This is a genomic window from Paenibacillus sp. FW101-FHT12H11 (assembly GCF_058790355.1).
In genome coordinates this window covers 153,245-166,908 of sequence record NZ_JBYTCO010000001.1, presented here as the reverse complement: position 1 = coordinate 166,908, position 13,664 = coordinate 153,245, and the positions used below count along the sequence as shown (strand labels likewise).

Below are 13,664 nucleotides of genomic sequence, written 5' to 3'. Positions count from 1 at the left end.
TTCTCAAGATTTTGCCAGAATGTCCGCGGCTTGTAACCCGCGTACGGACAGTTTCTCTTCCAGAAGCTGTTTCGCTTCCTGCGCTTTCTGACCGGCTTCCAGCTCTTGTGCTAATTGATTGGCTTGCTCTTGTTGTTCTAATGTCTCTTCCAGGGCAAATAATTTCGTGAAGAGGTCAAGCGCTTCTTCCCCATGGCGTTCTCCCGCCATTTCCTTAATACGCAGGATAGGGTCGCGCAGCACTTGGTTCACGATGCTCTTGGTTAATTTACGGATCACTTTGATTTCACGCTCATCGAGATCAGGCAGCTTATTCAGCATGCTTTCCATCGTCTCTTCGTGAATCTGGCTGGCTTTCGCTTGAAGAGCGTTAATCACCGGACTTACGCCAAGTGTCTTTGTCCACTGTTCAAACACACCGATTTCCGTTTCAATCATCGTCTCAATCTTGGCGGCTTCTTTCTTTCTCTCCTGCAAATGCTTATCAACGATATGCTCCAAGTCATCAATATCATACAGGAACACATTCGGGAGTTCGCTAATTTGCGGATCCAAATCACGAGGCACGGCAATATCCATCATGAACAATGGGCGCGATTTTCTCTTTTGGACATAAGACTGAATATCATTTTTTGTTAAAACATAACCCGGAGCACCTGTCGAGGAGATAATAATATCCACCTCAGGCAAATACGATGCCATTTTGTCCATAGTGCACGGAATACCGTTGAATTTATCCGCTAACTCGGCTGCACGCTCAAACGTACGGTTAACGACGATAACTTTGTTAGCCCCGTTCGCATACAAATGCTTAACCGTGAGCTCGCTCATCTTCCCGGCACCGATAATCATAACGGTTTTATTGTTATATGTACCAAAAATCCGCTTACCGAGCTCCACCGCAGCATAAGAAACAGAAACCGGATTATTGCTAATGCCCGTTTCGGAATGCGCCTTTTTGGCTAAAGTAACGGATTGCTTAAACAACGTATTGAAATACGAACCCGTCGCTTTCATTTTTTGAGACGATAAAAAAGCTTCTTTGACCTGTCCTAGAATTTGGGTTTCCCCTATCACCATAGAATCTAAACCGCTGGTTACGCGGAATAAATGCTCAATCGCCTTCTCATTTTCATGCATATATAAATGTTTCTGAAACTGAGCCTTTGGAACTTGGAACCACCGCTCAATAAAATGTGTTAAATAATGATTGCACATCTGTGGTCGATCCACAACGGCGTAAATTTCCGTGCGATTGCAGGTGGCGACAATTACACATTCTAAGATGCTTTTTGTTTCTTTCAATTCCGCCAATGCGATCGGCAAATCTTGTTCGGAAAAAGCAAACTTCTCGCGAATTTCAACTGGAGCTGTTCGATAATTAAGACCAACTGTTACGATATGCAAGTGTACCACCTGCCCTTCTTTCATTTTCTATGAACATTATAGCACAGCAAACTATTCAATCCGACAAAATTTTTGAATAAATTATGAATGCTTCACTATGCTCGTTAGTTTTAACAGCATTCGGCTCGCCTATACCTGAATTGGCAAGAAGCCCATTTATTGAAGCAGTTTTTTGCGGAGAAAAGCCGTTAAATTGCTATCGAGCTCCGCCAGTTTCGTGTTTTGGGAAGCCACAATTTCTCCATTGGAGGCCATGATTTTCTCATATATCTCATACATGCTTTTATATTGCAGCCCCGCTTCTTTGAGCGTTTGCAGTTCATCAGGCTTTAATGCCCGTTCACCGCCGATCTGGAGTCGCTGCAAGTACTGCGATAACTGTATCATACTGGACATGGGAGTGAGATAATCCGATCCTCCTGCCGCCAGTACAAGACGTTCGTGCGTATAGCCCGCAGAGTATAAGGCCTGCTGGCTCGCCGCCAGCTCATCCGTCGTTTTGCTTTGCGCGGCTTCCTCCAGGTAGCTCATTAACAGTTCCATCTGAAATAACGAAACCTGATACAGCAGATGGGATGCGTCATGTTTTTCTTTATGATGGCCAAGCATTTGTGACAGCTGATAGATGGGCCAAATGATAAGAAACAGAACAATACTGTACAGGACTGCTTTTCTCGTTAATTTTCGTCTCACTGCTTAACTCCCCGCTTCCCTTATTGGACATGTGCCGCAATAACATTGTATGGGAAGAAGGACAAACAAATAACCACGGATTTCTCCGTGGCCATCGTTATTGTTATGTGCAGAACCTTATTTCACAAGCTCTGCTAGCTTAATTTCAGGAGTTTCTACTTGCAATTCACCCATTCCGCGAACTAGTTTCTTCGCATGGAATGTTTCTGGTTTCAATACGGATACCATAAAATCAATTGCTAATTGAGGGTCCACTGTCTCACCGCAAGTATAACAGTCAAGCGCGGCAAAACCTCTCTCAGGATAAGTGTGAATGGAGAGATGACTCTCGGACAACATAACAAGTACAGTTGCTCCTTGTGGTTCAAATTGCTTGGATTGTACAGATAGTACGGTTGCTCCGCATACCTCGGCAGCTTCTACCATCTGAGCCTGCAACCATTCTGCATTGTTCAGAAGTTCGAAATCTACCCCCCAAGTATCTACAGCAACGTGTCTTCCGAAAGTTGAGTATTCAGTTTCCATCTTTCGGTTCCCCCTTCCTAGGAATAAAATGTGTGTAAAAATTTCATCCGCTAGGACCTACGTCATTCACTTCCCGAGGGTATTATCTCTCGCAACATTCAATGTCCTGAGTGAATCCTGGTTCCTATATTGTTTCAACGAGAATAAAAATAACATCTATCGACGAGAAATGCAATAGTTTTTTTTGCCAAAGCCCTTCTCATCCGAGCACGCAATATCTAATCTATGTAGAAGGCGTTTAACTTGTTCATTCGACTCAAAAAGTCGTAATTTGGACACAAAAAAGACCCTTAATCGGGTCTTCCATTTGCATGTATATGTGGTTGTTAAGCCTCCAAAATAAACAAACGATGTGTGAGCTCATTGAGGCGAGTGTCGATCTGCTGATGTTCTCCTTGATCCTGCACCATATTGCGCAAGTCGAGAAGGTGATTAATTTGGTCGTAGATCATTTCGATCTCTTGTTCGACTTCTCTCTTTTGGAACATTTCCTGCATGAGGCCAATGGTATCTCGGAACTCATAAATGACCGTTATCAATTGCCCTTTAACTTCTTCAATCTTCACAACAGTGCCGCGTTCATAGTAGTACACCATGGTATAACTGGAATAAATTCGGTTTACCGTCGCGCTTCCTTTGAACTCTGATACAGCTTTTCGCATTAAATTAGCCAGTAAAGTATTACTTAATCTGCAGGATCCTGTACATTCATATAGGCCCGATTTCTTCTCAAATGAAAGGACGATTTCTTGACCTGCACCATCTTGAAAAACAACTTCTTGATTGCCATTTTCCAAAACCTTCACTTGCAAAGTCACTTGATGGTCCACGAACATTTGAAAAAACCTGAACATCTCGGCTTCTGTTAACTGGAGGCAGGTCTTGACATATTCAGTCGCTAACCTTTGTGCCATAAAAATCCCTCGATTCTTTGTTTTCAAGCAATGAACAATTACCTTGTTTATTATTATACTACAAGCGGCATTAATATTCCTGCGTGCATTTCATGATAATCCGCCAAATATTCTGAAAAAACCAAGGAAATACGGAATGCCAGTAAATTTTCCCTAGAAAACCTCACTTTCCTGTATGCTTCTTCTTGATTTGCTCTCTCTTTTGGCATCTTGCTCAACTATACGCAAAAACCGCCCTTAGAATCAGGACGGTTCTCGCTGGATTACTTCTTCGTTTGTTTCAATCGTTCCAGCCGGGGCTTCAGCTGCTTCCGCTTCCGGCTCTCCATAAGCGATAGCTTGCTCCAGGATCCCCCACAGCTCGTCCTTCCCGAGCGTAAGCTCAGAAGAGAACATCAGAGGCTGAACGCCTTTATCCATTCCCAATGTTTCTCGCACGATTTTAAGGTGTTTGGCCCATTGGCTTTTGGGAATCTTATCTGCTTTCGTTGCAACCACGAGAACAGGCACATCGTTATGTCTTAACCATTCATACATCGCTTGGTCATCCTTGGACGGCGGATGTCTTAAATCCACCAGCTGCATGACAAGACGCAACGTTTCGCGGTTCAACAAGTAATTCTCAATGAATTTTCCCCATTGTTCTCTTTTTGTTTTGGATACTTTCGCGTAACCATAACCGGGAAGATCAACAAAATATAAGTCCTGATTTACTCTATAATAGTTCAGTGTTTGGGTTTTACCCGGTTGGGAGCTGGTTCTGGCCAAGTTTTTGCGGGAGATCAAGCAGTTAATGAGCGAGGATTTCCCGACATTAGAACGCCCTGCCAGAGCAATCTCCGGCAAGGCATCCTCTGGATATTGGCTAGGTCCAACCGCACTGATAACAAACTCAGCTTGATTGACTTTCAAGAATGTTCAACTACTTTCTATGGTTATCCGACGTGAGCTGGCGGCCTATTCTTCACAAGTGCATGTTCGAGCACTTGATCCATGTGGCTGACCGGTATAAAGGTCATCTCATCGCGGACACTTTCTGGAATTTCGACGATATCTTTCTCATTATCCTGAGGCAGCAGAATGGTACGAATACCAGCACGATGCGCAGCAAGTGCCTTTTCTTTCAGTCCTCCGATTGGCAGTACGCGGCCGCGAAGTGTGATTTCGCCTGTCATCGCCACTGAGCGGGAAACCGGGATATTCGTCAAAGCCGAGATCAAGGCGGTTGCCATCGTTATCCCCGCGGAAGGGCCATCTTTGGGTATCGCACCCTCCGGGATGTGGATATGGATGTCATTCTTTTCGTGGAAGTCAGGTGCAATCCCAAGCACATCAGCGCGTGTTCGCGTATAGCTGAACGCTGCTTGTGCGGACTCCTTCATGACATCTCCGAGCTTACCTGTCAGAGTCAGCTTGCCTGTGCCTTGCATCACAGTCACTTCAATGACCAGCGTATCTCCGCCGACTTCCGTCCAGGCAAGCCCTGTGACCGCTCCGATCTGATCCTTCTCTTCCGCTACATTGTACCGGAACTTAACAGGACCCAAGTAGTCCTTCAGGTTCTCTTCCGTTACATGTACCGGCGTGGATGGGTCGGACACAATTTTCTTGGCTGCCTTACGGTTCATCCCGGCAACTTGCTGCTCTAAATTACGAACACCGGCTTCTCGTGTGTAATCACGGACGATTTTCATCAACGCTGCGTCGTCAACGACAAGTTGTTCTTCCTCTAAACCATGATCGCGCTTTTGCTTCGGCAGCAAATATTTCTTGGCTATTTGCATTTTCTCAATTTCCGTATAGCCCGGGATGTATAGAACCTCCATCCGATCTAACAAAGGACGCGGAATATTGTGAACGGCATTAGCAGTTGTGACGAACATGACATTGGACAAATCGAACGGAACTTCAATGAAATGATCACTAAAAGTGCTATTTTGCTCGGGATCCAGAACTTCCAACAGCGCCGATGCGGGATCACCGCGGAAATCCATGGCCATTTTATCGATTTCGTCTAATAAGAAAACGGGATTATTGGCTCCGGCATTTTTCATCCCCTGGATGATCCTGCCGGGCATAGCTCCAACATACGTGCGGCGATGGCCGCGGATCTCCGCTTCATCCCTGACACCGCCGAGCGAGATGCGGATAAACTGTCTGCCCATGGATCTTGCGATTGAACGGGCGATGGACGTTTTACCAACCCCTGGCGGACCCACCAAACAAAGGATAGGACCTTTCAGCTTTTTGACCAGCTTCTGTACGGCCAGGTACTCCAGCACGCGTTCCTTCGGTTTCTCAAGCCCGAAATGATCTTCATTGAGAATTTCTTCGGCGATGTTCAAATCAAGATCATCTACGGTAGATTTGGACCATGGCAGCCCAAGCAGCCAATCAATGTAGTTGCGAATGACGCCGCCCTCTGCAGAGGTTGCCGGCATTTTCTCCAGACGGTCGATTTCTTTCTCGACCTTCTCACGCACCTTGTCAGGCAGCTCAGCTTCCGACAATTGATTCCGCAGCTCATCGACTTCGCCTGCGCGGCCTTCCTTATCGCCAAGTTCCTTCTGGATCGCTTTCATCTGCTCGCGAAGGTAGTATTCCTTCTGCGTTTTTTCCATCTGCTTTTTGACGCGTTGGCTGATTTTGCGCTCCAGTTCAAGCACTTCTCGCTCATTGTTGAGAATATTCAGCATTTTCTCAAGCCGCTCGCGCACATCCACGGTCTCCAAAATGTCTTGCTTATCCTTGATTTTGAGCGACAAATGACTGCAGATGACATCAGCTAAACGGCCTGGCTCATCGATATCGGATACAGCCGCGAGCGTCTCTGGTGTCACCTTTTTGGATAGATTGATATAATGCTCGAATTGGTTCAGGACGGTACGCATCAGCGCATCAATCTCTGGATCCGTTATTTCTTGCTCAGGCAGCTCTCTGGCCGTCACTTCGTAGTATTCGTCATTCACGAGGTACTCTACAATCTCAGCACGCAACACGCCTTCTACTAAGACACGAATCGTTCCATTCGGCAGCTTCAGCATTTGCCGCACCTTCGCAATGGTCCCGATGCGATAAATATCTTCTTTGGAAGGCTCTTCAATGTTGATCTCAGATTGAGAGCAGAGGAGTATCATGCTGTCATCCACCATTGCCCGCTCTAATGCTTTAACCGACTTTTCCCGCCCTACATCCAGATGTAGAACCATGCTCGGATAAACCAGCAGTCCCCTTAGAGGCAATAGCGGCAATCTGCGCACCTTGATTTTTCCGGGTCCCATCCTCTGCACCTCCATATATAGGGAGCTCTGAGCCCTGCTCAAAGTCTCTCATTATTGTATTCATCCGTTGCCCTTTACATTTTATCAAAACTGCACAGAAAACACCAATTGGCACCTAACGCGGCATGTAAGGTAATTGCAGCTGAATTTAGGAATCAATCGTATGCTGTGAATTCGCATGCAGAATCGGCAAAGTCGATGAAGCAATTGTTCTTTCCGCGGCAAAAGGCATAGGAATGACATTGTCATGAAGCTCAATTCCCAGCGCAGCACTCAAAACTTCCTCAATGGATTCCGCAGCAATGACCTCTACGCCTGGCAAATCGGCAAACATCTCCTGCCAATTTTCCTTCGGGATGATGACTTTGGTTGCTCCAGCTTGGAATGCGGCCTCCACTTTCGCGACTACGCCGCCTACCGGTTTGACTTTCCCATGTATGCTCATTTCACCCGTCATGGCCAGTTTGTTATCGACAGGAATTCTGTGTATCGCAGATGCGATAGCTGTTGCCATTGAAATACCGGCAGAAGGCCCGTCAATCGGCACACCGCCGGGGAAGTTAATATGCAGGTCATAATCGGAAGTGTTGAATCCGAGCTTGCGGAGGACTGTCAGCACGTTTTCTACAGAGCCGCGAGCCATGCTTTTTCTGCGAATTGTCCGTGATCCTCCTCCCATTTCTTCTTCATCCACCACACCTGTGATGTTGAATTTCCCTGTACCTGCGACAGCAATCGGAATGGCTGATACTTCAATCTCAAGCAAGGTACCCAAATTAGGACCATAGACAGCTAACCCGTTAACAAATCCGACTTGCGGTTGGGCAGGTACTTTGCGTTCAGGTCTGGGAGGGATTTGTGATGAATTTACAACCCATTCTATGTCGGAAGCCGTAATTTCATCTCTTTTATCCGATAAAGCGATACCGGCTGCAAGTTGAATAACGTTCACAGCTTCCCTGCCGTTCGTTGCATACTTCATGACAACCCCGACGGCTGCTTCGCATTTCTTAAAGCCGATCTTATCCAAAGCTTTGCGTGCAATCTCTCCAACTTCTTCCGGTAAAAGAGGGCGGAAAAAGATTTCCAGACACCGTGACCGAATAGCTGGTGGAATCTCGCTTGGCGTACGGGTCGTAGCCCCCACTAAACGGAAATCCGCAGGAAGGCCATTTTGAAATATATCATGGATATAACCTGGAATATTCGTGTCTTCCGAGCTGTAATACGCGCTCTCAAGAAATACTTTACGGTCTTCCAGCACCTTTAATAATTTGTTCATTTGCGTTGGGTGCAATTCACCGATTTCATCGATGAACAGAATGCCCCCATGCGCTTTGGTTACAGCGCCTGGCTTCGGCTGCGGAATTCCCGCTACGCCCATTGCGCCTGCACCTTGATAAATAGGGTCGTGAACAGAACCGATTAAGGGATCGGCAATCCCTCTCTCATCGAAGCGAGCTGTTGTCGCATCAATCTCCGTGAACTTAGAATCCGCGCGGAATGGAGATTCCTGATTTTTCTTCGCTTCCTCCAATACGACGCGGGCAGCAGCCGTTTTACCGACACCCGGAGGCCCATAAATGAGAACATGCTGTGGATTAGCGCCGCACAGAGCGGCTTTCAAAGCCTTCAAGCCTTCCACTTGGCCAACAATATCCTGCATGGAGGAAGGTCTCGTTTTCTCCGATAACGGCTTTGTCAGTGATATGGATCTAAGCTTTCTGAGCTTCTCCAATTCTTTTCTGGATTCTCTATCGACAGCAGTCCGATTCGTCTGTTGGTTACGCAGTAAATTCCAGAAATACAGCCCGATAACAACCGCAAAAAACACTTGAATTACCATTAAAATAATACTTAGACTCATTGTCATGCCTCCTTAGTAAAACCTTAGCGATAACTTCCATTATTCCCGTGTAAAAGAAGGTTAATCCAATCCATGCAAACTTTTGAATGGCGTATGTAAGCTCCCTTTATGAAGAAGGATAAGAGATGACCTTTCATGCAAAAGGATGTGGCATTTTGAAGCGCTTATTGACAATCGTCCTTCTTTTTCTGTGCCTCCTCGCAGCAGCAGGCTCTGATGCTTATGCTTTTGCAGGAAACCCCCTGCTCCCTTATGCCGATATCATTATTGATGTAGGCCACGGCGGTGTTGATTCCGGAGCTAAATACGGCAAATACCAAGAAAAAGATATGAACTTAGCAATTTCTAAAAAGACTTACAAATTACTTCAGAAAAAAGGCTACCGTGTCATTATTAACCGAACCGATGATTATGCCTTGAGCCAAGATAATAAATGGTCCTATGGAGGAAGACATCGCAAAGATTTGGCACAGCGATCCGGAATAGCCAACACGATTAAGCCCAAAATGATGCTCAGCATGCATATTAACTGGTCGGGCAAACCAAATCGGCGAGGACCACTTGTTTTTCACCAAAATCGATCCGAAAGTATCCTGTTTGCCAATTTGCTGCAAAACTCGCTTAATCGTGTGTACGGCTCAAAGGAACTGCCTATTCTCGGGAAAAAATATTATGTGCTCCGAAATACCAAATACCCGGCTGTTATCGTGGAGTTCGGCTTTATTTCGAATAAATCCGACCGCAAGCTGTTGAATAGCTCTCACCATCAAGCCAAACTTGCGGATGCCGTTGCCCGGGCTATTGATGAATACTTTGGGATGGTCGATAATCCTACTATCTCGCGTTAAGATTCACCGTATGCGAAAGAGGTACAAAGGTTGCATCTTTTTGAATCGTTGGAATGGCCTCTTTGATGACTTGAGCTGTTTTCTTGCCTGGAGGGCCAACATGTCCAATTGCAATGACCAAATCTCTGTCTTTCACAAACTTCTTAAACTTTACCATCTGCTTGCTAATGTGGCTGTAGGTATAGAGGTCGTCAAAAAACAGCTGATTTTCCGAAAATGGAACGCCCTTCTGGCCCGCCAATTTCCCGATCAAGCTATGCGGTGTCGTGCGGCTGTCCAATAAAATGAGATTTTTCTCTTTGCAGATATCAACGAGAATATTCATAACTCTTTCATCGGCTGTCGCTTTAGAGCCCATATGATTATTGATCCCTATCGCATAAGGGACATCTTCTATTGCCGCTACGATCCGCTTATGAATCTCATCACTGGATAAGTCCGTAGTAATGGCTCCGGGGCCAAGCCAACTCTTCTTACCTCGCACTGGCTCCATAGGCAGGTGCAGGATGACCTCATGGCCTTTGTCATGTGCTAGTTGAGCGTCTTGCTTGGTAGAGGGCAGAAATGGCATCACAGCTACTGTGAATGGGATGGGTAGATTCAACATTTCCGTGGTGCCATCCATATTGTTGCCAAAGTCATCAATGACAATGGCTACCTTTTTCGTTTTTGATTCAGCAACAGGCTGATTGGGGTTCAGGCTATCAGCAGCGCCGGAATGTGCGGGCAGCAGGAACAGCGAAATCCCCATCGTAACTGCTAAGGAAATTCGACGTGTTGCAGCGTTCTTTTTTAACAAATTCATGGTCATTCTCCTTCATCCATAGTAAAACTTGCGCGAATTGAGCAAGCTTTCCAGTTCTCTCATTATGCTTCTCTTACGTCTCAAATATGCGCGCGTTGAATAACAAAAAGCCGTCAAGATCCCTTACAAGGGTTCTTAACGGCTTTACTTATGTTAAAGAAAAATTAGTGCTTACGACCAGGAATGACGCCTGTTTCTTCATAGGCTTTGACGATAATATCAATTTCTTTCTTCAGCTCATCGAGCAGTTCGGCTTCCGGCACCTTACGGATCATTTCTCCATAGCGGAACAGCATGCCCTCACCACGAGCTCCGGCAATCCCGATGTCCGCCTCACGAGCCTCTCCAGGACCGTTTACGGCACAGCCTAGGACGGATACTTTAATCGGCACCTTAATCTTGGCGATGTAGTCCTCTACCTCGTTAGCGATCGAGAACAAGTCAATGTCTAGACGTCCGCAAGTCGGGCAGGATACAAGCGTTGCTGCGTTCGTAATTAACCCGAACGTTTTGAGAAGCTCACGCGCCACCTTAATCTCTTCAACCGGATCCGCGCTAAGTGAAATACGAAGCGTGTTCCCGATGCCCATGTTGAGAAGCGTTCCAATACCCGCGGCACTTTTCACTGCGCCCGTAAAGAGCGTTCCCGCTTCCGTAATACCAAGGTGAAGTGGGTAGTTAAAAGCTTTCGCAGCTTGTGAATAAGCGGCAATCGCCATCGGTACATCAGAAGCTTTGAGGGAGACGATAATATCATGAAAATCTAATTCTTCTAGAATGTTGATATGAAATAAAGCACTTTCCACCATAGCTTCCGGCGTCGGATAACCATACTTCTCGAGCAGATGGTTCTCCAGCGAACCTGCATTCACACCGATTCGGATTGGAATCCCGCGCTCTTTACAAGCCTTAACTACCGCTTCAACCTTCTCTCGGCGACCGATATTGCCCGGGTTAATCCGCACTTTATCGATCCCGTTCTCAATTGCAGCAAGCGCTAGACGATGGTCAAAATGAATATCGGAAACTAGCGGAATATGGATTTGTTTCTTAATTTCTTTAATCGCTTCAGCGGCTTCCTTATTGTTCACGGTTACGCGAACTAATTGACAGCCTGCTTCTTCCAGACGAAGAATTTCAGCAACAGTGGCCTTTACATCCGCTGTTTTCGTCGTACACATGCTTTGCATGATGACTTCATTGCTGCCGCCGATGGTCAGATCGCCTACTCGAACGGGCCGCGTATCTTTTCTATGGAACATTATGGTTTCTCTCCCCATGACACCAAACATCCTCCGCTCCAATTTCCTGAATAAGGAAACCGGATTGGAGGCTGTGTGTTCGTTAATGAAATTATGGGTTACGCACTTTCTTCTTTTTTCTTGCCTGACGCTTGTGAACCGTCTTTCGTTGTCAGCACAGGCGTTAGCTTGTTCTGAACAGTCTCCTTGGAGACTACACAAGAAGAGACATCGGTTCTTGAAGGGACTTCAAACATCACGTCAAGCATAATGCTTTCGATGATTGCTCTCAGACCGCGCGCGCCGGTATTCCGTTTAATCGCTTCTTTCGCAATGGCATCAAGCGCCTCTGCGTCGAATTCGAGTGAAACGTTATCCATTTCGAGCATCTTCTGATATTGTTTCACGAGCGCATTTTTCGGCTCGGAAAGAATACGAACCAGTGCTGCTTCATCCAGCGGCTCTAGGGTAGAGATAACCGGCAGACGGCCTACGAATTCCGGAATCAATCCGAATCTGAGCAGGTCTTCAGGAAGTACCATGGACAGGTACTCGCCCGGTTTCAAATCTACTTTAGCTCCGTCTGTGCTGAAGCCGATCACTTTTTTACCGATTCTGCGTTTGATAATTTGCTCCAGACCGTCAAAAGCTCCGCCGCAAATAAACAGAATGTTGGTTGTATCGATTTGAATAAACTCTTGATGCGGGTGTTTGCGTCCGCCTTGCGGAGGAACTGATGCAACCGTACCTTCAAGAATCTTCAGCAAAGCTTGCTGAACGCCTTCACCAGAAACGTCTCTAGTAATAGACGGGTTCTCGGATTTGCGTGCTACTTTATCGATCTCATCGATGTAGATAATGCCGCGTTCTGCTTTCTCCACATCGTAATCTGCAGCTTGAATCAGTTTGAGCAAAATGTTCTCAACGTCTTCCCCTACATAACCTGCTTCCGTCAATGAAGTTGCGTCCGCGATAGCGAAAGGAACATTCAAGATTTTGGCAAGCGTTTGTGCAAGAAGCGTTTTACCGCTTCCTGTTGGTCCTAGAAGAACGATGTTACTTTTTTGAAGCTCAACATCTTCCAGTTTATTTTGGGAATTGATACGCTTGTAGTGATTATAAACCGCTACAGCAAGTGATTTCTTCGCTTGTTCCTGGCCGATGACGTACTGGTCCAAAATGTTGCGGATTTCCTTCGGTTTCGGAACATCCTTCAGATCCAGTTCTTCTTCGTGGCCTAGTTCTTCTTCCACAATCTCCGTGCAAAGCTCTATACATTCATCACAAATGTAAACTCCCGGACCTGCAACAAGCTTGCGAACTTGGTCTTGGGATTTTCCACAAAAGGAACATTTGAGTTGGCCTTTTTCATCGTTAAATTTAAACATGGGATCACTCCTTTATTTCAAGTCGTTTCGAGTGATAACCTCGTCGATTAACCCGTATGCCTTCGCTTCTTCAGCGCTCATAAAGTTATCCCGGTCGGTGTCTCTTTCGATCTTTTCAAGCGGCTGTCCCGTACGATCCACATAAATCTGGTTGAGTTTTTGTTTCGTTTTGATAATCCAATCCGCGTGAATCTTAATATCGGTCGCTTGACCTCTTACACCGCCGAGCGGTTGGTGAATCATAACTTCAGCATTCGGCAGCGCGTATCGCTTGCCTTTGGCGCCCGCTGTTAACAGCAAGGAACCCATACTTGCGGCCATACCTACACAAATCGTAGATACATCCGGTTTAATAAATTGCATGGTATCGAAGATACCCATTCCAGCTGTTACAGATCCACCTGGTGAGTTGATATATAAGTGGATATCCTTTTCGGGATCCTGAGCAGATAAAAAAAGCAGCTGGGCAATGACCAAATTAGCCACATCATCATCAATGGCAGTCCCAATGAAAATAATGCGGTCCTTAAGTAGACGCGAGTAGATGTCGTAAGAGCGTTCCCCACGTGCCTCTTGTTCAACAACCATAGGAATAAGACTCATTGTACCAACTCCTTTTGTGGCCAAAGCCATGTTTTCCAAATTGGGATTCAGTAACAGTTTAACATGTTTGAGCAGCAAAGTCATTTTTTCAG

Annotated in this window: 12 protein-coding genes; 1 reads left to right on the top strand and 11 read right to left on the bottom strand. The window is 46.0% G+C overall.

Features of this window, described 5'->3' with window-relative positions; translation table 11 throughout:
• Positions 1 to 3: 3 nt before the first annotated feature.
• The 7 genes from hemA to lonB all read right to left on the bottom strand — a co-directional run bounded on the left by hemA (position 4) and on the right by lonB (position 8,687).
• Positions 4 to 1,407: a glutamyl-tRNA reductase gene (gene hemA / locus AC3WTJ_RS00875; RefSeq protein ID WP_492520162.1), complete on the bottom strand. Its 1,404-nt coding sequence runs from the start codon at positions 1,405 to 1,407 to the stop codon at positions 4 to 6.
• A gap of 156 nt (positions 1,408 to 1,563) precedes the next feature.
• The gene (locus AC3WTJ_RS00870; protein WP_492520161.1) at positions 1,564 to 2,100 is read right to left on the bottom strand and encodes an S-adenosylmethionine decarboxylase; all 537 of its coding nucleotides are present in this window, start codon (positions 2,098 to 2,100) and stop codon (positions 1,564 to 1,566) included.
• Between the two features lie 117 nt (positions 2,101 to 2,217).
• Positions 2,218 to 2,625, bottom strand: coding sequence for an adenosylmethionine decarboxylase (speD, locus tag AC3WTJ_RS00865; protein WP_127455282.1), 408 nt, complete (start codon positions 2,623 to 2,625; stop codon positions 2,218 to 2,220).
• A gap of 326 nt (positions 2,626 to 2,951) precedes the next feature.
• Positions 2,952 to 3,539 (bottom strand): non-ribosomal peptide synthetase module, encoded by a 588-nt coding sequence (locus AC3WTJ_RS00860; protein WP_127455281.1) that lies wholly within the window; start codon positions 3,537 to 3,539, stop codon positions 2,952 to 2,954.
• A 243-nt stretch (positions 3,540 to 3,782) separates the two neighbouring features.
• Positions 3,783 to 4,451: a ribosome biogenesis GTP-binding protein YihA/YsxC gene (gene yihA / locus AC3WTJ_RS00855; protein WP_492520160.1), complete on the bottom strand. Its 669-nt coding sequence runs from the start codon at positions 4,449 to 4,451 to the stop codon at positions 3,783 to 3,785.
• Between the two features lie 23 nt (positions 4,452 to 4,474).
• Positions 4,475 to 6,820 (bottom strand): endopeptidase La, encoded by a 2,346-nt coding sequence (gene lon / locus AC3WTJ_RS00850; protein WP_492520159.1) that lies wholly within the window; start codon positions 6,818 to 6,820, stop codon positions 4,475 to 4,477.
• A gap of 148 nt (positions 6,821 to 6,968) precedes the next feature.
• Positions 6,969 to 8,687: an ATP-dependent protease LonB gene (gene lonB / locus AC3WTJ_RS00845; RefSeq protein ID WP_407869220.1), complete on the bottom strand. Its 1,719-nt coding sequence runs from the start codon at positions 8,685 to 8,687 to the stop codon at positions 6,969 to 6,971.
• Positions 8,688 to 8,842: 155 nt separating this feature from the next.
• Between lonB and AC3WTJ_RS00840 the strand changes: the two genes are divergently transcribed.
• On the top strand, positions 8,843 to 9,535 hold the full coding sequence (locus tag AC3WTJ_RS00840; protein WP_492520158.1) for an N-acetylmuramoyl-L-alanine amidase family protein: 693 nt from the start codon (positions 8,843 to 8,845) through the stop codon (positions 9,533 to 9,535).
• Here AC3WTJ_RS00840 and AC3WTJ_RS00835 read toward each other — a convergent pair.
• From AC3WTJ_RS00835 to clpP, 4 genes are all read right to left on the bottom strand, one after another.
• Positions 9,522 to 10,346, bottom strand: coding sequence for a divergent polysaccharide deacetylase family protein (locus AC3WTJ_RS00835; RefSeq protein WP_492520157.1), 825 nt, complete (start codon positions 10,344 to 10,346; stop codon positions 9,522 to 9,524). The two genes, AC3WTJ_RS00840 and AC3WTJ_RS00835, sit on opposite strands and share 14 nt — an antisense overlap.
• A gap of 158 nt (positions 10,347 to 10,504) precedes the next feature.
• Complete coding sequence (gene ispG, locus AC3WTJ_RS00830; protein ID WP_492520156.1) at positions 10,505 to 11,602, bottom strand: flavodoxin-dependent (E)-4-hydroxy-3-methylbut-2-enyl-diphosphate synthase; 1,098 nt, start codon at positions 11,600 to 11,602, stop codon at positions 10,505 to 10,507.
• 98 nt (positions 11,603 to 11,700) lie between these two features.
• Positions 11,701 to 12,969 (bottom strand): ATP-dependent protease ATP-binding subunit ClpX, encoded by a 1,269-nt coding sequence (gene clpX / locus AC3WTJ_RS00825; protein ID WP_127455274.1) that lies wholly within the window; start codon positions 12,967 to 12,969, stop codon positions 11,701 to 11,703.
• Between the two features lie 12 nt (positions 12,970 to 12,981).
• Positions 12,982 to 13,572, bottom strand: a complete 591-nt coding sequence (clpP, locus tag AC3WTJ_RS00820) for an ATP-dependent Clp endopeptidase proteolytic subunit ClpP (RefSeq protein WP_127455273.1) — start codon at positions 13,570 to 13,572, stop codon at positions 12,982 to 12,984.
• Positions 13,573 to 13,664: the final 92 nt, after the last annotated feature.